This is a genomic window from Clostridium sp. ATCC BAA-442 (assembly GCF_964239415.1).
Lineage (GTDB): Bacteria > Bacillota > Clostridia > Oscillospirales > Oscillospiraceae > Flavonifractor > Flavonifractor plautii.
This window is the reverse complement of the sequence record NZ_CAXSQB010000008.1, coordinates 88,822-107,290: the sequence shown is the minus strand read 5'-3', so window position 1 is coordinate 107,290 and position 18,469 is coordinate 88,822. Positions and strand designations below refer to the sequence as shown.

The following is an 18,469-nucleotide window of genomic DNA, read 5'->3' as shown; positions in this document are numbered from 1 at the left end:
GTTGGCCTTTTTTGCCTGCCCTGTTTTCCAATGAGGATTTTTTCATTCAGAGGCTTGACTTTTTATTTGCAGACTTTTGATCTTTTTGTGGATATCTCCGTGTCATGCGCATGGCACTGGGGCAGGTCGAAGCCCAGAGACAGAATATCCTCGTCGGACATTGCCAGGGTATCATGGAGAATGTCGTATAATTCCGCGCTGTCATGCTGCCCGCCCATGTAACCAATGACGGCGTCCATAAGCTCCTGCTGGTGTTCCAGGGCGTCTGCCACATTGGTCAGGGCGTCAGCGTAGCCGTGGAGCCATGCGGCGTTGTAGCTGTTCTGGTCCGGCTCCTGATTGGCACGAATATGGGCCAGCTTTGCGGAAGCGGAGATCGCTCCAATGCTGGTCAGGTCGTAATTAGTCATAGGCTCCTCTGTATTCACCGTTCCCCTCCGCGTCCGGGGTTATGAGGACGAGGCCCTTTCCCCTGGGGTGACCGCTCTTTTTTCACAGTTGCGACCATGACGCTGTCATACAGCTTCTTATACTTCTGGATCTGTTCTTCTGTCAAAGAAACAAAGTCCTCCGCGCCCAGTCCGGCGAGGAAGAAGGTCCCGCAGACAATGTCATAGGGCAGTCCGGCATTGTCTATCAGAGGGCGGTTGAAGGGCAGGCCGAGTCCCTTTCCGTTGGCGTTACATACGACAGCCACCGCTTCCGCGAAAGGGTATGTGGCTTCAATTTCTCCCCCCACGACCTCCTGCATGGCCTTCAGCCCGCTGATCTCTCGTACATAGCAGGGCTTCATGGGCTCCACAATCAAAACCTTCACGATCTTTCGCCCCTTTCCACTTTCTTTTTATGGTTTCTTTTCCTGTACAGGGAATGAAAATCCGGCGCGGGGAGATCTTCCCGTAGCCGGTCTGTCTGGTAGCAAAGGATAAAAAATTTATGCAGTTCCCGCTGTGGGAAAAAGCGCAGATAATACCGGTATTGGCCGGTGTCGATTCGGAATGCGTAAAAGGCTTGTCTGCCGCGCATGAGCGCCTGGGGACGCGCTTCACAATATGCCCGCATGGAGGGGAGGTCCCGCAGCGGCCCGCCGTCTCCTCGAAGGGCTCCCAGTAAGGCGCTCAATTCTGCCTGGAACGCCGGGGAGGCCAGCTCCTCGTTCTTCTTTAACAGGGTAATTTTGACTTCGTCCGTATCGGTAAATACGCCACGCAGATGTGCCGCACAGGCGCCCTCCTGTAATTTCGTTGTAAACAGGTCGTTGACATCAAGCTCACCGCTGGTCTGGAGCTGGTATGGTTCAGCGCTCATGGGATCTTCCGCCTTGCTTGGGTGGATGCTCAGGGACTCTGTCGCCTGTCCGCTGTTCTGCGGGCAGCCGTTCCCCACGATCCCGCTGCTGAATGATATGCAGCACATTCCGAAAGGCCATGTACTGCTGGATCTCTGCCGGGTCCTCGGTCAAGGTCCGAACCGTCTCCCAGCAGGGACTTCCATGGCAGCTGAAATCCTCCTGCACAACGAGAGCGGGGCGGCCCTTCCGCACCTCCAGATGGACGCGCTGACCGTGGAGCTCCTCCGCGCGGCTGTAGAGGCCATAGGCCAGGCCAATGGCCTTCAGCGCCTCCAGCGCGTCCACGGTGGTATAAACCTGTTCTGTGCTGATATGTACGTCCCCAGACAGGGAAATGCTTTTGTTTGGCATAGGTTCTGCCTCCTGACTGATTCGAGGGTTATCGCCCACGGTCTTTCTTCCGCCTGGACGAGAGCTGGTCGCAGGCGCTGCGGTTAATCCGCTCTGTCTCCCGGTGGACCTCCTCCACGCAGTTTTCCCACGCCTGCTTCAGCGGCTGTGTGGGCAATCCGTTCTGCTGGTAGCCCTCCAGGATGCCGCCGTAGTAATAGAAGGAGGGGATGGAGGGCTCCTTGCACAGCTCCGTCATCACATAGGCCATAACCGTGTGCTCCTGCCCCTCGCGGTCCCGGACTGTCACTGGCTCCTTCCCATACAGGCGAGGGTACCCCTCATAATAATCCAGAGCGCGTTCACACTTTGGTGTAATGCTCCACAGCAGGCCATGTACCGTGCTCCCCTCCCTGGGAGCGATGGTGGCCACTCCGTTGCCCCGCAGGTTGCCGCGGAACAGAAGTTCATAATTCTCCAGAGTGACTGGGCCCACCACCTGGGCGTCCGGGCAGCGCTGGGCCATCTGCTCCAGGTTGATATTGCTCCCGTAGGCGAAATACAGCTTTCCCTCAGCCATCCTCCAGTACCTCCAGCGCGCTGATCCTTGCCAGCTCCCCGAACAGGGCCTGAGCCTGCTCCTCCAGGCCGCGCTCCGGCAGAACACAGTCCCGGTCCGTCATGCGGATGAAATTACTGCGGAGCTGCCAGAGATAGCTCTCCGTGTCCGGGAATTCAGTGGGGTCAAAGCTGGCAAGCCGGAGCTCCTCCAGGATCTCCACCCCGGTCCCCTCGTAAGTGGCGTCATCAATTCGTATTTTCATAGTCACCTCTCCGCCTCACGGTGTTTTTTCTTCTTGTTTCGGTTGACTTCATAGCTGTCCTTGTCGAAGCGCCAGGCCCGGTCTCCATCCAGATTCGCCAGCAGCAGGTTTCGGGTCTCCCTGAACTCGTTGCCGTTGAGGCCCAGCCGTACCAGCCACACCCGGAAGGTGAACAGCTCGTTGTCGCTGTGGGTCTTGCGCATGATGGTGCTACGCTGGGCGATGGCCTGGGCGGACATGGCGAGGCAGAGATTCACATAGGCGGCGGCCAGTTCGGGATTCAGGGTGGAGTTGAAGCACCGCCACTCCACTGTGCCCCGGTAAAAAACTGAATGGAGGTTCAGCGCGTAGTACCGCGTCCAGTTATAATGCTCACTGCTGCTCACATTGCCCTCATACCAGATCCGCTCTAACTGGGTGAGATCTGTCGTCTCCTCGGCGGAGAGCAGCTGGCGGGCTTTCCTTAGCATAGGCTCTCGCACCTTTTGGCAATACTTCGCTACACGGTTGGGATTCACCTGCAATGCTTTGAAGAGGATATCCTCCTTGGAAAACATAATACTCAGGAGGTTTTTGAGGCTCTGCCGGTTGTGGTTGGCGGCGTCCACATGGACATGGATGCCGCAGGAGCTGTTGACCTTGGCGCCGATCTTCTTTACTCGCCGTATACACTCCTGGAGTCTGGGCAGTTCTGAGTAGGTCAGCTTGGGGGTGACCAGCTCCACACGAAAATCTTTAATGTTGTTTTCCACATACTCTGTTCCAGTCCACTGCTCCCCGGTAATGCTGCCACTGACCAGCTTCCACTCCTTGCCTGCAGGGTCCTTTACCTTCCAGGTATCATAGACGCCGCCTTTGTGCTACGGCAGCCTTCCGAAAAAGTCCGCCAGAGCCTGGGCGGCCTGCGCACGGGTAATACCCGTCATCTCCACCTCCACGCCAAAGCACTGATCCTTGATGCCGATCTCGTTCATGCCGCGGCATCCCCCTTCCTGAGCTCCTCATCCACCGCCCGAATACGGCGGCCGATGGCCTCTATCACATTGACCGTAACGCTGTTGCCGGCTTGCTTATAGGCCTGGGCATCTGAGTTAATGGCCAGGATCTTGTCGATCTGGTCCTCCTCAAAGCCCTGGAGACGGAGACACTCCCTGGGCATGAGACGGCGGATGCGCCCGCCGCGCTCCACGATTCCCTGGACGCTGGCAGTATCGTGGGCAAGTTTACTTACCCAGCCGCCTCTGGTCTTGCTGTCAGGGTAGCCCAGATCCACACTGTCTCCTATGACAGCTTCTTTATAGCCCTGTTTTGTTGATTCTCGGATCATCAGCACCCCGGAACGCTCCGCCCGGTGGTTGGAGAGGGTGGTCTGCCCATATCGGGCAGTGAGGCACCGGGCCTGTCCGGTCTGCTTGGGATGTCCAGTGCATAGGTCCATAAACACTGCGTTTTGAGTCTGATTTCGGTTGATACCACGGAAATCACTTGCGTTGAGGGATAGCGCGGTTGTGCGTTTTCCTATCACGCCCTCTTTACGGTTAAACCCAACCAAATACAGCCCGGTTTTCACCCCTTGCCCTCCGCCTCCCGCTGTCTGTGTACAGGCGACTCCGTCGGTATCGTAGACCCGGTAGCCCTGCGCTCCTCCGAGGATCTGTACAAGAGCTTTTCCGTCTGTGCCAAAGACAGGAAGTATTTTTCCGGCGCATCGGGGATCAAGATAGCAGATAAGGAACACCCTTCGCCTTAATTGGGGGACTCCATGATGTTTTGAGTTAAGCACAGCCCATTCGACATGATACCCCAGGTCATCCAGCGCGGCGAGAATGGCCGCAAATGTGCGCCCTTTGTCATGGCCCAAAATTCCGGGAACATTTTCAAGCAGCAGATACCGGGGCCGCCGGGCTTGAGCCAGCCGGGCAATTTCAAAGAAGAGAGTGCCTCTGGCGTCGGCAACCCCCCGCCTCTGGCCAGCGTAAGAAAACGGCTGGCAGGGGAAGCCTCCGCACAGGAGGTCGAAGCCGGGCAGATCGTTGGGGTCGATTTTTCTGGCGTCTGGATAGTATCGCTCCTCCTCTCGGATATCGTGGATGGCGCGGTAGCTGGCATCGGCGTACTTGTCGATCTCGCAGTGTCCGACACACTGGAACCCGCCCACGCGGGTCAGCCCGGCCCGAAAGCCGCCGATGCCCGCGAACATATCAAAGTATCGGATCAGGTCATATCATCTCCCCCCTGGAGCGCGCGCAGAAAGCCGAGGACGCTCTCATCCACGCCCCCGGCCTGCGTCTCTGGTTCAGTTTTAAGCTGTAGATCCTTCAATTCCTCCCGGATGAGCCCCCGGATGGCGGACAGCAGCGCCTCCTGCTCATGAGCCCTGCACACCATTCGGCACACAGCGTCCGTCCGCTGCCCGGCAGGGATAGAGCGCAGGATGCGCCAAGCCTCCCTCTGCTGGGGAGAGGCCAGGGAGAAGGAGAGGTTCAGCCGCCGTTTCTCATCCACCCTTTACCCCTCCCGACATCTGCCCCGCAAGGCGCTCATAGCCCTTGGCGTTCAGGCATACATCATCCAGGATAAAAGGCCGGCACAGGCCCTCTGTGGCCGCCACACGGCGCTTCATCAGCGCCGCGCCGCCGCCCAGGAAGATGGTGGGCATGGCGCGGGCGTCCAGTCCGCTCTCCGTGATGGCGGAGAGGAGGCCCTGGATGTACCTGTCCGCCTGGGCGTGGATGACGGCTCTGAGCCGCTCATCCATACTGCCGGCGTCGCCCCGCAGAACACTCTCGATCTGGGCGTCGGTCATAGACACGCCGAACATCCGCCGCACCTGTTCGCTGATCCCGTCAATACAGCGGATCATGCCCAGCTCCAGGCTCCGGCAGGTGGCGGCGTTGGGGATACGGTTGTCCAGCCGCATCAGGTCCACCGTCCAGCCCCCGATGTCCGCCACGATGACGGAGGGTTCATCCAGCAGCTCCGTCTGGGTCAGCACGGCGGCGTAGCCCTGGGGAAACAGGGACACCTCCGAGATGGTGACGGCATAGTCCACGCCATCGTACCGGAAGGACGCCATCTGTCCGTCCCGGAACAGGTAGTCCCGAAACTTCTTCTTATCCCGGCCAAAGCTGGTCAGGGGCAGACCGGCGGCCAGGTGGACGGTGGCGCTGCGCTCCGCGCCCCGGTAGGCCAGCTCTCTGGCGATGGCTGCCAGGGTCAGGAGGTAGTAGTCCTCCGTCCGGGTCTTGTCCCGCTGGAGCGGCTGGCGCCCGCTGCCCACCACAAAATATCTGCCTCCATATTCCAGCACATTCCTCTGCGTGTAGGGTTCGTGTTCGTACTCCACCAGCCCGGTGGGGAAGGTGAAGTGGGCGGTTTTGATTTGTGCATAGCCGTGGTCCACCCCGATGGTGATGGGATTACTCATCTGGATTCACCCCGATTCCTTTTGGTTTTTTTGCTTTTCAGTGCAGTGGCGCGGGCCTGCTGAATATTCGGGCTGGTGGTATTCCAGGTATCGTCACGCTGTCTGATACGCCGCGCCAGCTCCTCTGGCGTTATATATTTAGCGCACAGCCTGGGGAGATAGGCCGCTGTCTCGCTCCATGTATATGGATACTCAATGCCGTCATCATAGACGATGTCCTTTTTCAATTCCTCCACCAATGCCTGATAATCTTCACGGTCAAAATTTTCATTGCTGTCACGCCCGGTTAGTTTTTGATAGGCATAGCTGCCCACACAACTTAGGGATTCAAAGCAACAGCCCCCATAAACAGAGACATCCGTCAGTGAGTCCGGGTCCTTCAGGGCAGCCATGTACACCTCCCGGCCCTGGGCGATGAGCCAGTCCCGGAAGTCTATAAAACCGTCATCGCTGCAGCCGTCACACAGGATGGAGGCTGCGCTCCAGAGACCGTACTTGTACGCCAAATCCCGGTAACCATGAATGATGGCGTCAAAATTCAGGGCCTGCTCCGGTCCCATCTCCGTCAGCCGTCCTTCCAGCCATTTAGCGAAAGCATCCTGATCCTGGCCGCATTGCGCTTTCGCCTGGGCGATCAGGTCCCAGAAGGCGTCCTTGTCGATTTTTGTGCTGTCCGTATTGCGCGTTCTTTTATATTCGATTGTCATCACCTGCTTTCCTCTCGTCGCTTTGTCTGCTCCTGTACCTTACCAGGTTCCACCGGCAGGAACTCCTGAAATCCCATGCGCTCCAGCGCCTTGGCATAGAACTGCCGTTCAAACGCCTGATACTCCGCCGTGGATGTGTCCACCTCCTGCAAAACGGCCCGTTCATAGGTGGTTCCAGGTACGACCTCCCAGGAAACCGCCCCAAAATGGGCGGCGGTCAGCCAGCGCAGGAGCGCATGGCCGTCCGCCTCCTCAAAACAGCCACAGGCGTCCTCGTATGGGAAACATCCGTACAGGTTGCGGATGCCGGAGAGCTCCTCAGCCGCGAAGTACAGGTGAAAACCATCCGGGTCAAATTCCGGGGCGACACAGTTATAAAATTGACGCAGCCGTTCCGTGGTGTTCAGCTCAGGGCAGAAGGACAGCAGGGCGGCCCGAAATGCTTTCATACTTTGCCGGGTGCGCGCCAATATATCGCCGCGCCTCTGCGCGGTATCGCTCAACTCATCACACTTCACCACTAACCGGAGGAGATTATCCTCCAGTTGGGCACATTTGACCTGGCTGTCCGCAAGCTCCTTCCGTGTCTCTGCCAGCTCCTCCCGCAGCCTGGGGTAGTCCCCGGCTGCGGCAAGCCGCTCCCTCCATGTCATCGTCAAGCCACCTTCTTTTTCTTCCCAGGCAGGAGGCGGGCTCTCAGGCGGTCCAGTACACGGATGCGAGTCTGCACCTTGCCCGCGGACTCATTCAGCCCATTGATCTGCCCCTGGATGCGGCGGCGGATGGTCTGGAGCTGCTTCCGGTCTCCACAGCCCTCCAGCACCACATACCTTCCCTTGCCGGTGGCCAGCACTTCACGCCTGCCGCTCTCGTCCCGGAGGCTGGCCATAAGACGCTGGCCCAGCCGCTTGCGGTAGCTGTCCTGGAGGGTCTCCATATCCCCGGACACCCCGTGCTTTTTCAGAATCGCGGCCATCTCCGCCGATTCAATCCCCATCCCTTCAAACAGCAGGGAGAGGATCTCCTGCTCGGCCTCTGGGGGCAGGATGGGTCTACTGGGGCCCGTCATCGCTCCGCCTCCTTTTTCCGGGCCGGTTTGCTCCTTTTCTGCTCCGGGGCAGGCCGCTCCGTGTCCTCCGGGCAGTAGAGGTAAAAACTACCGTACTGCTCCGCGTGGTCCGGTACAAAATCAGGCGGTGCGTCCTTCAAATCAGAGACCACCATGATATTTTTGGTCTGTTTGCCGGGAAAGGTTGTATAGGAAAAGCGGTGCTCTCCGTTCCTGTGTACCGGACGATTGACCGTCTTGTCATGCCGCTGCATATACTTGAGAACCGCCCACCGCTCCACTGTAAAGGCAGGTATGACGCCCTCTTCCAGCTCATGAGCCATGCTGTTGATGTACTTGACCATATCCCGGACATTTTCACACCCATATTCCGGGGCTCCGAAATCATATTGCTCTGTAAACAGCGTCCATCTCAGGCTTTCGTGGAGGCTGTCCAAACTCACCACGAAGTATTTTCCGTCCCGGTCTCCAGACAGGGGCTCAAAACGCACATCGTCATACAGACCCCCGACAACAGGACAGTTGTTCTTGAACCAGACATAATAGTTGTCCAGAATATACGGGTCTGTGATGCCCATAACCACCCTGGATATCTTCTTTAGGCGTCCGGCCAGGGCCTGGTCTTGGCAAAACCAGTCATACCAACCGGCTGCACACTGGACTTTCAGATCCTTGCTCTCATACGCTCCTGCCCGAAACCGCTCCTGCCACTGGCGGACGGAGATTCGTTCTTCACTCACTCGCTATATTCCCCCTCCCTGGACTCGGCATCTCCTTCGCTCCAGCCGGCACTGCGCCAATCTGAGGGAATGATCTGCTCCCGGATGATCCGCGCCACCTCGGCAAATATCTCCGCCAGCTCCTCGGACTCCCGGATGGTATCCTCCATCTCCTCCGGCGTCATCCGGGTACACTCCACCCAGATCCGCACATTTTCCTCCGTGGGGGTTACGAGAACCGCCTTTTCATACGCCTTGCAGAATGTGCCGGCAATCTTACTGCGCCGGCTGAGCTCCGCGTCCGCCTGCTGGATCTCCTTTTTCGCCTTGGCCAGCTCCACCGCCTCCAGGGCTGCCTGTTCCCGCTGCTCCTCCGGCAGCTCCTCCACCTGCCTGGTGATTTGGTAGCCCTGGTGGATGGACAGTTCCTTCTTATCCAGCGCCTCCTTGACCGCTGCGGGGGCGTGCTCATCAATCTGCATCACTTTGCCCATGGTGCGCTCACCCAGGCCAACGGAGTCTGCCAGTTCCTTTCGGGTATCAACAGGAGGGCGATCTTGCCCAGCTCCCAATTGTCCAGATTGCGGCGGCCCTTCTGGGTATCCAGTGCCCACCGCTTGGCCTCCAGCAGATCTGCAAAGGCAAACACCGCCATGTTGTAGGGGATGCCGTGCTTCTCACACAGTCTCTGGCGGTTGTGCCCATCCACAATGACCAGCTCCTCATTGACGATGACCGGCGAGTAGTAGCCATTCTGCAGCAGATCCGCCTCTAGGGCTGCGAGCTGCTCCCCGCTCAGAGGGGGGAGCAGCCCGGCCAACTCCGGCAGCACGGTGGGCGTGCGCTCCGTGCTGCTGTAAATGATCCCGGTGTTCTTCATCAGGCGGCATCAGCGTCGTCCGGCTCCCCGGCGGCCATGGCGGCTTCCTCCACCCGTCTGGGAGAGAGAAATTCCACCTCGGTGGCTTTGATCAGGAAGCCGGGCTGGCGGTCGGGGTCATCCGCGAAGCTGATGGTCTCAAAGTCGCCCACTGCGGCCAGCTTGCAGCCCTTCCAGGCGAACTCCGCACAGCGCTCCGCCAGAGGGCCGCGTACCTTGATGGAGATAAAGTCGGTGAGCCGGTTGCCGTCCCGGTCCCAGTAGCGGCGATCCGAGGCGATACGCAGGATGGCGTAGGGCTTTCCGGTGGTCTCGTTTACCTTCAACTCCACATCGTTGGTCAGGTTACCGATGGCAGTGATCTTCAGCATAGTTCAGTTCTCCTTTACTTTTTACTATAAGATGTTATATTTTAAGGTATAAGGGAAGGGCGTCCATCCCGAAGAATGGACGCCCAAAGTGTGGATCAATAGCCGGTGCGGGGGAGCGGGGTGGGCTTGCCATAGACCGTGGTTACCCACCGGCTGATGGCCTGCACCCATGTCCCGTTGTACACGCCGCCCACATCCGCGATATTGACAAAGCTGGAGTTGGCGGGCAGGTTGGCCACAGCGGTACAGTTTAAGTAGGGAGTTTCCACCTGGGCAAAACCTGCGGGGGCTTGGCCAAACACGAACATAACCTCGGTCACACGCTCATTGGCGGCAAGGCCCAGGGCTGCGGGGGATGCGGCCAGGGTATAGGTCTGGCTGGTACTCAGATTATCCGCCAGGGTGCGATACTCCCCGCCGTTCACACGATAGGTGATCTTATAGGTGCCGGGGAAGTTATACGTGCCGGTGACAACGGTATCCAGCCGCACCTGGGCGGGGATGGTATCCCTCCAATAGAAGCTGTCCAGCCGGACATTGGAAGTATTGGCGATGCCGGAGAAGGTGTAGCGCACCGGCTGGCCGCCCATGATCTCCTTCGGGCCGGTTTTGGTGATGGACACGCCGGTGGTCAGGCTCTTGTTCGTCACCTCAAATCGCACGATCTGGCCCTCATGCTCCAGGTAGGCGGTCAGCTCGGTTTCGTTGACACCGTAATGCTCCGGGGCCTTGACCTCCCGGATGGTATAGCGGGAGAGGGGGAGCTGTTTGGACACAGCCAGCCCCCGGCTGTCGGAGCGGATAGTGTCCACCAGATTGCCCGCCCTGTCGTAGATCTCGAATATGGCCCCCTCCAGCGGTGTCCCAGCGGGCAGGCCGGTGGTGGGGTTGTAGTCGGCGGATCGCTTGGTGATTTGGATCTGGCCTGTGATGGGGGTGTTCTCCCAGGTCACTTCCATGGTTTCGCCCGCTTTAACATAGACCGTGCGGAGCTGGGTGTCCGGGATATAGCCCTCATTTTCCAGTTCGCGCAGATAGTATCTGCCACTCTCCGTCAGGTCCTCAAACCAGGCATAGCCCCGGTCATCCGTGGTCTGCTGGTCGATAGGTGTGTGCGTCTCATCGTAGAGAATGAACGACACGCCGGGGATGCCCTCGCCGTCCGCGGTGGAGACCTTATGCAATAGGATGCCGGAGAGGGGCGCGTTGGTCACAGTCTTGCGGGTGGTTTCTCCGTCTTTCACTGTAAAATAGATTGGGCTGTCATCCAGCTTGAATCCATCCGCGGCCTCGGTTTCAACGGCGTAGTAATCGCCGCTTTCCAGGGGCAGATACACCTTGCCGCTCCGCCCGGTGGTCACGGTGTCCACCAGAGCGTCATCCGACACCCGGCGGATATCGAAGGTGGTGTTGGGGATGCGCTCTGTCTTGTCCGCCGAACTGACCTTGATGAGCTCCACACCGCCCACCGGCGCATTGTAGAACCAGAGTTCTTGCGTATCATCCGGGTTGACCACCACGGTCTGGCTCTGTGTGTTGGGGTCGATGGTATATCCGGGGATGCTCTCCACTTCGGTCACTACCACTGTCCCAGTGATGCCGGAGAGGATGATCTGACCCTCCGCATTGGTCCAGTACAGGCCGTTGGAGGACAGCTTGCCGCCCTCGTCCGGCAGGTAGGAGCCATCCGCATAGGTGATCTTGAACTGCACTCCCTCCAGCGGGGTCTTGTCCTTGCTGGACAGCTTGCGGATGATGAGATTCCCCATAGGCTGGTTGCGGAACTCCACTGTGACGGTCTGGCCCTCCTTGACCTGGACCGTCTGGGGCGTATTATCCAGCAGATAGCCGTCCTTGGCACGGGTTTCCTTGATGACTAGCGTGGTCCCAGGCTCTACCCCTTCCACCAGGAAGGTGCCGGTGGAGTCCGTCACAAATTTGCCGTTGGCGTCGCCCACCACGGAGCCGTCCGATCTCGTCACCAGAAACTCCACATCGGAGAGAGGGGAATTGTCTGCCGCCGATACCTTCTTGACCAGTACGGCCCCCTTGGGCGCGTTGGAGAAGTAGAGAGTCACAATGTCCTGGTCCTCGCCAGAGATATAGAAAGACTGGGGCGCGGCGTCGATCACATGGCCGCTGTCACTCTCCAGCTCCTCGCAGATGTAGTAGCCCTTTTTGAGCCCAGTGACGGTAAAGGAGCCGTTGGCCGAAGTCGTATAAGTGCCTACCACGGTGCCGCCGCTGCCGCTGACCTCGCCGCCCAGGTATTTCAGCTGGAAGCGGCAGTCAGAGATCCCGGCCCCGGTCACGCTGTCCTGCTTGTAGACCACCAGGGCGGACAGGGGGATGTTGGAGATGGTGACGGTCTTGTTTTCGCCGCCCTTGACATAGACCTCTGTAACCGGGTCCTCGGGGAGCTGATAGCCGGGGGCCAGCTTGGTCTCTTTGATGGTCAGCCAGCCATCCTCAATGCCCTCCAGGACGATCTGGCCCGCCTCATCTGTCTGGAAGGTACCCAGGTCCCGCTGCTCCCCGGTCTCCGTCTTGTTGCTGGACCAGGTGATGTGGAACTCGGCGTACTGGATGGGGTCATGGGTGACGGAGTTTTCCTTCTGGATGGTGACGGTGGGCCGCTTGTGGTTCTCAAAATACACATCCCGGTCCCGGTTGGGGTAGAGCGTGACCAGCTGAGGGTCGGCGTCCGGGAGGTAAGGGGACGGCACCGACTTTTCCGAGACCTCGTAGACGCCGGGCAGCAGGTTCTCCACCGTGGCGGAGCCGTCCGGCCTGGTGGTCACTTCGGCCACACTATGGCCGTCCGCCCACTTGACCAGAAACACCGTGCCGGAGACCGGCGCGCCGGTGTCGGCATCGCTCTTGTGAATGGTCAGATTGGGGCGCTTGTCATTTTGCAGGCAGATGGTGGCGTCCTTGCCGGGGAACAGCTCCACATGGTACTCCGTGGGGTCCAGGATATGGTCCGATACGGTGGACACCTCTTGCAGGGAATAAACGCCGGGCTCCAGGCCCTCCCAGCAGATAGAGCCGTCCGGCCCGGTGGTGCGGTCCAGATACCGGGAGCCGTCCTCGATCCTGGCCAGCCGGTAGGTGACGCCGCCCAGAGGCTTGCCGTCCGAACTCTCCTTATACAGATGGAGACTGGGCAGCTTGGAATTGGTGAACACGAACTGCGCCTGCTCATTCCCGTCCAGGTGGATGATGCGCTGAGCGTCATCCACCACATAGCCGGGGCACTCCAGTTCCGTTACCACATAAGCACCCACGGGGAGCTTGGACAGGTCGATGGTCCCGTCCTCAGAAGTGGTGTATTCCTCCGGCCCCCAGGAGCCGTCTACCGCCTCGATGCGGAAGCGGGCGTTGGCGATGGACTTGGAGAGGTCGGAGCTGTCCACCTTGATGAGGTGGATGCCGGGCAGGCGGTCATTGAAGAAAACCAGGTCCTTGATGCCGTCCCCGGCCTTCAGCTCCACTTCCTGGGGGGTGGTATCCAGCACATGGTCGTCTCCGCCGGTGTCCCGTTCCTCCACGCGGTAAGTACCGGGTTCACAGTCTGTCAGTAGGATCTCACCGAACTGGTCCGTCTGAAAGATACCCAGGCTCTCAGCATCCCGGAAAATCTCAAAGGACACGTTGGGCATGAGCTCCATACTGCCACGTTCATACTTGATGATGCGTAAACCGGGCAGTTCCTTATTGATTATAGTTGCACTGGATTCCTCTCCGGCCACCACGGCCACGGTCTGCACCGTGTCCGTGTCCGCGATCCAGCCCTCAATGCCGGCCACCTCCCAGACCTCCCAGCCGCCGGGCTTGAGCTAGTCAAACACCACCACGCCGTTGCGGGTCTGCTCCGTCCGGGTCTCTCCGGTTTCAATGTGCTTGATCTGGATGGTGACGCCGGAGAGGGCGTCGCCGGTGTCACTCCGTTTCTCGACGCGGAGGGAACCATAGGGGGCGTTGGTAAAAGTCACGATAGCAGTCTTGTTGTACTCCACATCGGCGTGCTGAGTGGTCTCCTCCGGGAGCAGGTGATACCGGGGCGGAATCTCCTCGGTCACGGTATAGTGGCCCTCCAGGGTCAGGGGGATGGTCACGGTCCCGTCCGGGCCGGTGGAGTAGGAGCCGATTTTCTTTCCTTCCGGGTCATACACAGAGAACACGGCCCCCTCCAGGGGGATCTCGGTGCCCTCCTCCAGCTTCACGATTTTCAGGGCCGTCTCGCCCGGTTCTTCCTCCTCACTGTCCGCATAGCTGCTGACGGCGGCCAGCTCCATCTGGCGGTTATTGTCCAGGTCGCAGATATAATTTTGCAGATTGCCGTATTGGTCTTTTTCCAGGCAGACGGCATACATAGCGGCATACTGAGCCACGGAAGCGTACAGGGAGAGCTGGACATTTCCGCTCTGTCCCTGGATACTGTCTGCTGGGTAAAGCCCCTTGAACTGCCCGGAATAGCCGTCCCCGGTGCCGCTGGTCGTGACAGCGGTGATCTCCTGGTTGTTCATGTCCACGATCTTCATGCCCTCCGGCACGGAGCCGGGGTCAGAGAAGGCCACGGCCACATCGTAGTCATATACCCAGGTCTCGCTCCAGACAGTAAATACCTGCTGCTTATACTCCTGGCCGTCAATGGTCACGGGGTAGGCCGTGGATTTGTCCGCCGTGGCGGTCATGCGGGGAGTGAGCATATAGTTGTAGGTGGTGCCCCGCTTGTAGATATCCTTGGCGGCGGCCAGGATGCGGTTGCCGATGTCCAGCTCGGAGCCGGTGAGCCCCGGCGCAACTTTGAGGTCAGCGATATTCCAATCCGGCATCAGGTAGCACCACAACGCCATTTTGGTGGCATAATACGCCTGATACTTATTGTCCAGCTCCAGCTCTCCCAGGCTCCGATGGGGGTAGCCATTGGAGATGATGCCCACCACCTTGGGATCGCTGGCCTTTTCCTCGGCTAGATATTTGATGCTCTCGCCGGGCCCTACGGTCTGGGGTACGCCGTACTGGTTCGGGTTGACGCAGTACGCAGGAGATTCCTTCTGAGTTCCATCATTGGATTCGTACAAAAAGTAGGTGTATTTCTGTTTCCTGACCGCGCCGTTGATGGAGAGGTAGCCCAGCTCATAGTCACCGTTGTAGATATCGACCTCGCCCAGGGCCTCCTCCTCAGAGCTGGCCGCGAAGGCCGCCGTGGGCAGGATACTGAGTATGGTTACTAAAGCCAGGAACAGGGACAGTAATCGCCTTTTCATGGTCGAAATTTCCTCCTTAAACGCAAAATAACGGCCCCCGGTGCAACACACACCGGGGGCCGCTTGGGGAAAACGCAATATTTTCTTACAGGGTTTGCAGGTATGCCAGGTAGTCCAGGGAGCCGGCCAGCAGGATGGCCATATCCCCACGGGTGATGGCGTCTCCTTCCAGCGCTTCTGCTGGGGCAAGTCCCAGCTCCGCCGCCTTGTCACAGGCAGTGTCGTAAGTCCAGCCATCCCGTTCCAGGTAGCGGAGCATGACTGTACAGGCCATCTGCGGGCTGACTGGGTCTGAGGTGCCGAACCGCCCGTCTCCGTATCCCTCCATCGTGCCCATGGAGGCGCACACGCCCACAGCCACCTGCGCCCACTCGGGGACATCGTTGAAGTTGGTGGTACACATCCGGGTGTACCAATCTGTTTCCCAGGCCACGTGCTCCGGGTTCAGGACGATGGGACTGATCAGGCAGGCCAGTTCTGCCCGTGTCAGGCCGTCCTCCAGGTGCAGTTCGCCGTTTTCATCTCCCTTCATAAGCCCCTCGGACTGCAGCCGGGCGGCGGCCAGCTCCTGGGGGCTGGGGACTTCTGCCGCCTGGGCGGGGCCGGTCAGCATGGCTGTGGTCGCGGCGCCGGCCAGGAGCAGGGATGCCAATTTTCTGCCTTTCATGCTTGCTTCCTCCATTTCCTGTATGGTGGGGGTCTACACTCCGAACCATATCACAGTTTTGGAGGAAAGTCGGGCCCAATCGGCAGACAGCGTTACTTGGCCACGGCGGTGACGCACCAGCGGTAGTCACGCTGGTTCCGCACACAGGTGTACAAGGTCAGTCGATTATCACTGGTGGGGGCGGTGCCGCTGGTGTCGGTCTCCTTTACCTTGGACACGCTGGTTACTTCATAGGTCCGAGTCCCCAGCTTGGTGGTCCAGGTGATGGTATCGCCTATCTCCAGCGTGTGGAGCTTGCCAAAGTCATTTCGGACACCGCAATTGTGACCCGCGATACAGCAGTTGCCGTCCCATAAGCTGGTGTCCTCAAAGTGGCCCGCACCCTTGGCCAGCGTGGAGCTTCTGGTCCCTTCATAGACCTTGACCGTTAGGCCGATGGCCGGGATCTTCAGAGTGCCCAGGCTACCGTTGCCATAGTAGAGGTCTGATGTGACCTCTGTAAAGCCTGTGGACTCCGAAATAGAGGAGGATGTGCCGCCGTCAATGACGGGATAGTTCACGGCTCCGGTCTGCGATACCAGCCCTCCGTCCAGAGCACCGGGAACCAAGTTGGGGGTCAGGGCTGTGCCGGAGCCGGGGAGATAGCTGGTTGGGGTGCCGAAGCTGGGGGGGATCAGGGCCACATTCTTGCTACGGTCTATATTGGGATTTTCCCACTCATAGATCGTATCATCGCTGGTGGGCCTGCCGAACAGGTGATCCTCCGGGGCGTCCATTGTGTATTCCAGCGCGCTGGCCTGACCAACGCACAGGGCGCATATCATTGCCGTCAGAAGAAAGACGCGCAGTTTCAATCGGAACTCACCTCCGCTCCTTGAACTTCTTGAATACGAACACACCGCCGGCCGCCAGGATGACGACTACACCGCCGAGCAACAGCGGCATCTTCAGGGTGGACAGATCCACGCCTGCGGACGCTGTGCTGCTGCCCGACTCAGGCTCAGTGGACTCCTCCGGGGCCTCCATGCTGCCGAAGATGGCGGTATAGGTCACTACGCTGCAGCCGGTCTTGGCCACCTCGCCGGTATAGTTGGCGGTGACCGTGTAGCCGGTGGCGTATTGATAGCTGCTGGTACCGCTGTAGCTGGCTGCGGCGGTGTAACGGGTGACCGTGCCGCCCGCGCCGTCCGTCTGCTCGGAACTGCTCCACTGGACATCTGCCAGGGTCAGGGTCTTGCCCTTCTCCTCGATGCTCTTTGGGATGAGGGAGAGATCCGCCTCGGAGAGATTGGGATAACTGCGGGTGGCGGAGAGAGGCTGGGTCTTGGTGGCATAGCCGTCTGTGGTCACCTGGACGCTGGTGTGGTCCAGGCGGAGCACACCAGTGTACCCATCCTCGGTGGTGACTTCCAGCTCGGCCTCCAGCCCCTGGAGGATCTCCTCCATGTCGTTGGTATCACTAGGCCGGGTGACGGCCTCAGTATGAGACTTGGTGTCCACCCCCACCTCGTCCTTCCGGGTCATATCCAGCAGGTAATACAGCCGCCCATTCCGCACGAAGTCCTCCGTGGGGATGCCGGAGGGATCGTCTGAGAGGGAGAGCTGATACACCTTGCTGATGCGGGGCTCATTCTGTTCCCCATAGGTGTACTCCTCCACTGAGATGGGGTAATAGCGGGCGCTCTCGCTGGTATCCGCTTCGGCGGCCAGGGCGGGGATGCTCCCAGCCGTGACCAGAGCCAGGGCGCACAGGGTTGTCAAAAGGTGTTTGATCATGATCGTTCCTCCATGTTTTTGATTCTTTTCAGCCTGCATGATTATCTGGTTGCGGTCTTTCGCTGATCCCCCCTTTCCCGGACAGAGCCTCGCTGCTGTAAATACTCATTCCAGTCCTTGCCGCGGGGAGGCGTCTGGAGCTTTACCGTGTAGCCTGCCGCCTCGTACTGGGCGCGCAGGCGCTCCGCCGCTATCCGCCCCGGATCGTCCGCATCCAGGCATAGACCGATCTGCTTGATGTGGGGGTAGTCCTTCAGGTAGTTCTCTAGGGCTTTTCCGAACACCCCGCACAGGGCCACGGCGTTGCTGGTGACCTGCCGGTGCAGAGTACAGTAGCTCATCAGGTCGATGGGCGCCTCAAACACTAGAACCCAATCCAGATCCGGCCTGCAGGGAAGTCGAAAGGCGATGTGTTTATTGCTCCCCGGCACATCCCGCTTGAAGCTGCTGCCGTCCCGGTCGTATGTGCTGCGCTTACTGGCAAACACTGGCGTCCCGCCAGCGTTTCTGCCCACGAACACACAGTTGTGGTACTTGGCGTCCTCGTACAGCAGGCCAGCCTGGATAAATCCCCGGATCACCTGGGGCGCGATGCCTCTCTTTTGCAGATAGGCAAACACGCGCCGCTGATCCGGGTTGGGGGGTGGCAGGGCAAAGGGAGGCGGGGGTACATCCTTCTGTCTGTCCTGGCCCTTGGCCAACACAGGCTTTTGGGAAGCGGGGGAATCCCGCGCCCGGCCATGGTAAGCCAGCAGATATTCCACCGCCTCTGGGAAGCTCTTGCCGCAGAACCGCTGGAGGAAGGTGATGGCGTCTCCACCGACGCCCTCTGAGTAGCGAAACCAGGTGCGGCGGTTTTTAATGCGCAGGCTGTCCATCTCTTTGGTGGTATGGTAGCGGCCAATCCGCCTGACCTGGTAGCCCAGGGACTCCAGCAGGTCTGGGAGATCGGTCTCTTTGGCGATCTCCATCTCCGCGTCCGTAAAGCGATTCTTCTGTTGTTCGATGGTTTTTCCCTCCTTTCCGCAGAAACGCAAAAAGCCCCCCAGGGCACCCGATTCTATGTTCGGGCACC

The 18,469-nt window shown here is 59.3% G+C and carries 20 protein-coding genes and 2 pseudogenes; all 22 read right to left on the bottom strand.

Annotated elements, in window-relative coordinates:
* Window positions 1-62 precede the first annotated feature (62 nt).
* On the bottom strand, window positions 63-428 hold the full coding sequence (locus ACESY8_RS05650; RefSeq protein ID WP_498794658.1) for a hypothetical protein: 366 nt from the start codon (window positions 426-428) through the stop codon (window positions 63-65).
* Window positions 425-817: a DUF3846 domain-containing protein gene (locus ACESY8_RS05645; RefSeq protein ID WP_082382860.1), complete on the bottom strand. Its 393-nt coding sequence runs from the start codon at window positions 815-817 to the stop codon at window positions 425-427. The genes ACESY8_RS05650 and ACESY8_RS05645 overlap by 4 nt, the downstream gene beginning before the upstream one ends.
* Window positions 814-1,308, bottom strand: coding sequence for a hypothetical protein (locus ACESY8_RS05640; RefSeq protein WP_054338715.1), 495 nt, complete (start codon window positions 1,306-1,308; stop codon window positions 814-816). The genes ACESY8_RS05645 and ACESY8_RS05640 overlap by 4 nt, the downstream gene beginning before the upstream one ends.
* Complete coding sequence (locus ACESY8_RS05635) at window positions 1,298-1,702, bottom strand: hypothetical protein (RefSeq protein WP_054338714.1); 405 nt, start codon at window positions 1,700-1,702, stop codon at window positions 1,298-1,300. Before ACESY8_RS05635 ends, ACESY8_RS05640 begins: the two co-directional genes overlap by 11 nt.
* A gap of 28 nt (window positions 1,703-1,730) precedes the next feature.
* On the bottom strand, window positions 1,731-2,261 hold the full coding sequence (locus ACESY8_RS05630) for a gamma-glutamylcyclotransferase family protein (protein ID WP_054338713.1): 531 nt from the start codon (window positions 2,259-2,261) through the stop codon (window positions 1,731-1,733).
* Window positions 2,254-2,505, bottom strand: coding sequence for a hypothetical protein (locus ACESY8_RS05625; RefSeq protein ID WP_054338712.1), 252 nt, complete (start codon window positions 2,503-2,505; stop codon window positions 2,254-2,256). The genes ACESY8_RS05630 and ACESY8_RS05625 overlap by 8 nt, the downstream gene beginning before the upstream one ends.
* Window positions 2,506-2,507: 2 nt before the next feature.
* Window positions 2,508-3,479 (bottom strand): annotated as a pseudogene (locus ACESY8_RS05620) (amidoligase family protein).
* The gene (dcm, locus tag ACESY8_RS05615) at window positions 3,476-4,705 is read right to left on the bottom strand and encodes a DNA (cytosine-5-)-methyltransferase (protein ID WP_054338711.1); all 1,230 of its coding nucleotides are present in this window, start codon (window positions 4,703-4,705) and stop codon (window positions 3,476-3,478) included. Before dcm ends, ACESY8_RS05620 begins: the two are co-directional and overlap by 4 nt.
* A gap of 14 nt (window positions 4,706-4,719) precedes the next feature.
* A complete protein-coding gene (locus ACESY8_RS05610; protein ID WP_054338710.1) occupies window positions 4,720-5,010 on the bottom strand; it encodes a hypothetical protein in 291 nt (96 codons plus the stop codon).
* Window positions 5,003-5,932 carry a ParM/StbA family protein gene (locus tag ACESY8_RS05605; RefSeq protein ID WP_082382859.1) on the bottom strand — a complete coding sequence of 310 codons (930 nt, stop codon included), beginning with the start codon at window positions 5,930-5,932 and terminating at the stop codon, window positions 5,003-5,005. Before ACESY8_RS05605 ends, ACESY8_RS05610 begins: the two co-directional genes overlap by 8 nt.
* A complete protein-coding gene (locus ACESY8_RS05600; RefSeq protein WP_204681884.1) occupies window positions 5,929-6,639 on the bottom strand; it encodes a DUF4240 domain-containing protein in 711 nt (236 codons plus the stop codon). Before ACESY8_RS05600 ends, ACESY8_RS05605 begins: the two co-directional genes overlap by 4 nt.
* The gene (locus ACESY8_RS05595; RefSeq protein WP_054338708.1) at window positions 6,639-7,292 is read right to left on the bottom strand and encodes a hypothetical protein; all 654 of its coding nucleotides are present in this window, start codon (window positions 7,290-7,292) and stop codon (window positions 6,639-6,641) included. The genes ACESY8_RS05600 and ACESY8_RS05595 overlap by 1 nt, the downstream gene beginning before the upstream one ends.
* A 2-nt stretch (window positions 7,293-7,294) precedes the next feature.
* The gene (locus ACESY8_RS05590) at window positions 7,295-7,708 is read right to left on the bottom strand and encodes a synapsin-1 (Synapsin I) (RefSeq protein WP_204681885.1); all 414 of its coding nucleotides are present in this window, start codon (window positions 7,706-7,708) and stop codon (window positions 7,295-7,297) included.
* A complete protein-coding gene (locus ACESY8_RS05585; RefSeq protein ID WP_434307714.1) occupies window positions 7,705-8,448 on the bottom strand; it encodes a hypothetical protein in 744 nt (247 codons plus the stop codon). Before ACESY8_RS05585 ends, ACESY8_RS05590 begins: the two co-directional genes overlap by 4 nt.
* Window positions 8,445-8,921, bottom strand: coding sequence for a hypothetical protein (locus ACESY8_RS05580; protein ID WP_243427635.1), 477 nt, complete (start codon window positions 8,919-8,921; stop codon window positions 8,445-8,447). The genes ACESY8_RS05585 and ACESY8_RS05580 overlap by 4 nt, the downstream gene beginning before the upstream one ends.
* Entirely contained in the window at window positions 8,909-9,307 is a 399-nt protein-coding gene (locus tag ACESY8_RS05575) for a ParB N-terminal domain-containing protein (protein ID WP_243427636.1), read from the bottom strand. Before ACESY8_RS05575 ends, ACESY8_RS05580 begins: the two co-directional genes overlap by 13 nt.
* Window positions 9,307-9,678, bottom strand: a complete 372-nt coding sequence (locus ACESY8_RS05570) for a single-stranded DNA-binding protein (RefSeq protein ID WP_054338706.1) — start codon at window positions 9,676-9,678, stop codon at window positions 9,307-9,309. Before ACESY8_RS05570 ends, ACESY8_RS05575 begins: the two co-directional genes overlap by 1 nt.
* A 95-nt stretch (window positions 9,679-9,773) precedes the next feature.
* Window positions 9,774-14,951: pseudogene (locus tag ACESY8_RS05565) on the bottom strand (SpaA isopeptide-forming pilin-related protein).
* Between the two features lie 85 nt (window positions 14,952-15,036).
* Window positions 15,037-15,618 carry an S-layer homology domain-containing protein gene (locus ACESY8_RS05560; protein WP_243427637.1) on the bottom strand — a complete coding sequence of 194 codons (582 nt, stop codon included), beginning with the start codon at window positions 15,616-15,618 and terminating at the stop codon, window positions 15,037-15,039.
* 92 nt (window positions 15,619-15,710) lie between these two features.
* Window positions 15,711-16,442, bottom strand: coding sequence for a class D sortase (locus ACESY8_RS05555; RefSeq protein WP_054338717.1), 732 nt, complete (start codon window positions 16,440-16,442; stop codon window positions 15,711-15,713).
* A gap of 37 nt (window positions 16,443-16,479) precedes the next feature.
* The gene (locus ACESY8_RS05550; RefSeq protein ID WP_054338704.1) at window positions 16,480-17,394 is read right to left on the bottom strand and encodes a hypothetical protein; all 915 of its coding nucleotides are present in this window, start codon (window positions 17,392-17,394) and stop codon (window positions 16,480-16,482) included.
* Between the two features lie 41 nt (window positions 17,395-17,435).
* On the bottom strand, window positions 17,436-18,431 hold the full coding sequence (locus tag ACESY8_RS05545; protein ID WP_243427638.1) for a toprim domain-containing protein: 996 nt from the start codon (window positions 18,429-18,431) through the stop codon (window positions 17,436-17,438).
* Window positions 18,432-18,469: the final 38 nt, after the last annotated feature.

Bases quoted from the DNA above. Each gene is read 5' to 3' on its own strand.
- ACESY8_RS05640 (WP_054338715.1), bottom strand. From the start codon at position 1,308: ATGAGCGCTGAACCATACCAGCTCCAGACCAGCGGTGAGCTTGATGTC.
- ACESY8_RS05635 (WP_054338714.1), bottom strand. From the start codon at position 1,702: ATGCCAAACAAAAGCATTTCCCTGTCTGGGGACGTACATATCAGCACA.
- ACESY8_RS05630 (WP_054338713.1), bottom strand. From the start codon at position 2,261: ATGGCTGAGGGAAAGCTGTATTTCGCCTACGGGAGCAATATCAACCTG.
- ACESY8_RS05625 (WP_054338712.1), bottom strand. From the start codon at position 2,505: ATGAAAATACGAATTGATGACGCCACTTACGAGGGGACCGGGGTGGAG.
- dcm (WP_054338711.1), bottom strand. From the start codon at position 4,705: ATGTTCGCGGGCATCGGCGGCTTTCGGGCCGGGCTGACCCGCGTGGGC.
- ACESY8_RS05605 (WP_082382859.1), bottom strand. From the start codon at position 5,932: ATGAGTAATCCCATCACCATCGGGGTGGACCACGGCTATGCACAAATC.
- ACESY8_RS05600 (WP_204681884.1), bottom strand. From the start codon at position 6,639: ATGACAATCGAATATAAAAGAACGCGCAATACGGACAGCACAAAAATC.
- ACESY8_RS05595 (WP_054338708.1), bottom strand. From the start codon at position 7,292: ATGACATGGAGGGAGCGGCTTGCCGCAGCCGGGGACTACCCCAGGCTG.
- ACESY8_RS05590 (WP_204681885.1), bottom strand. From the start codon at position 7,708: ATGACGGGCCCCAGTAGACCCATCCTGCCCCCAGAGGCCGAGCAGGAG.
- ACESY8_RS05580 (WP_243427635.1), bottom strand. From the start codon at position 8,921: ATGGGCAAAGTGATGCAGATTGATGAGCACGCCCCCGCAGCGGTCAAG.
- ACESY8_RS05575 (WP_243427636.1), bottom strand. From the start codon at position 9,307: ATGAAGAACACCGGGATCATTTACAGCAGCACGGAGCGCACGCCCACC.
- ACESY8_RS05570 (WP_054338706.1), bottom strand. From the start codon at position 9,678: ATGCTGAAGATCACTGCCATCGGTAACCTGACCAACGATGTGGAGTTG.
- ACESY8_RS05560 (WP_243427637.1), bottom strand. From the start codon at position 15,618: ATGAAAGGCAGAAAATTGGCATCCCTGCTCCTGGCCGGCGCCGCGACC.
- ACESY8_RS05555 (WP_054338717.1), bottom strand. From the start codon at position 16,442: ATGATATGCGCCCTGTGCGTTGGTCAGGCCAGCGCGCTGGAATACACA.
- ACESY8_RS05550 (WP_054338704.1), bottom strand. From the start codon at position 17,394: ATGATCAAACACCTTTTGACAACCCTGTGCGCCCTGGCTCTGGTCACG.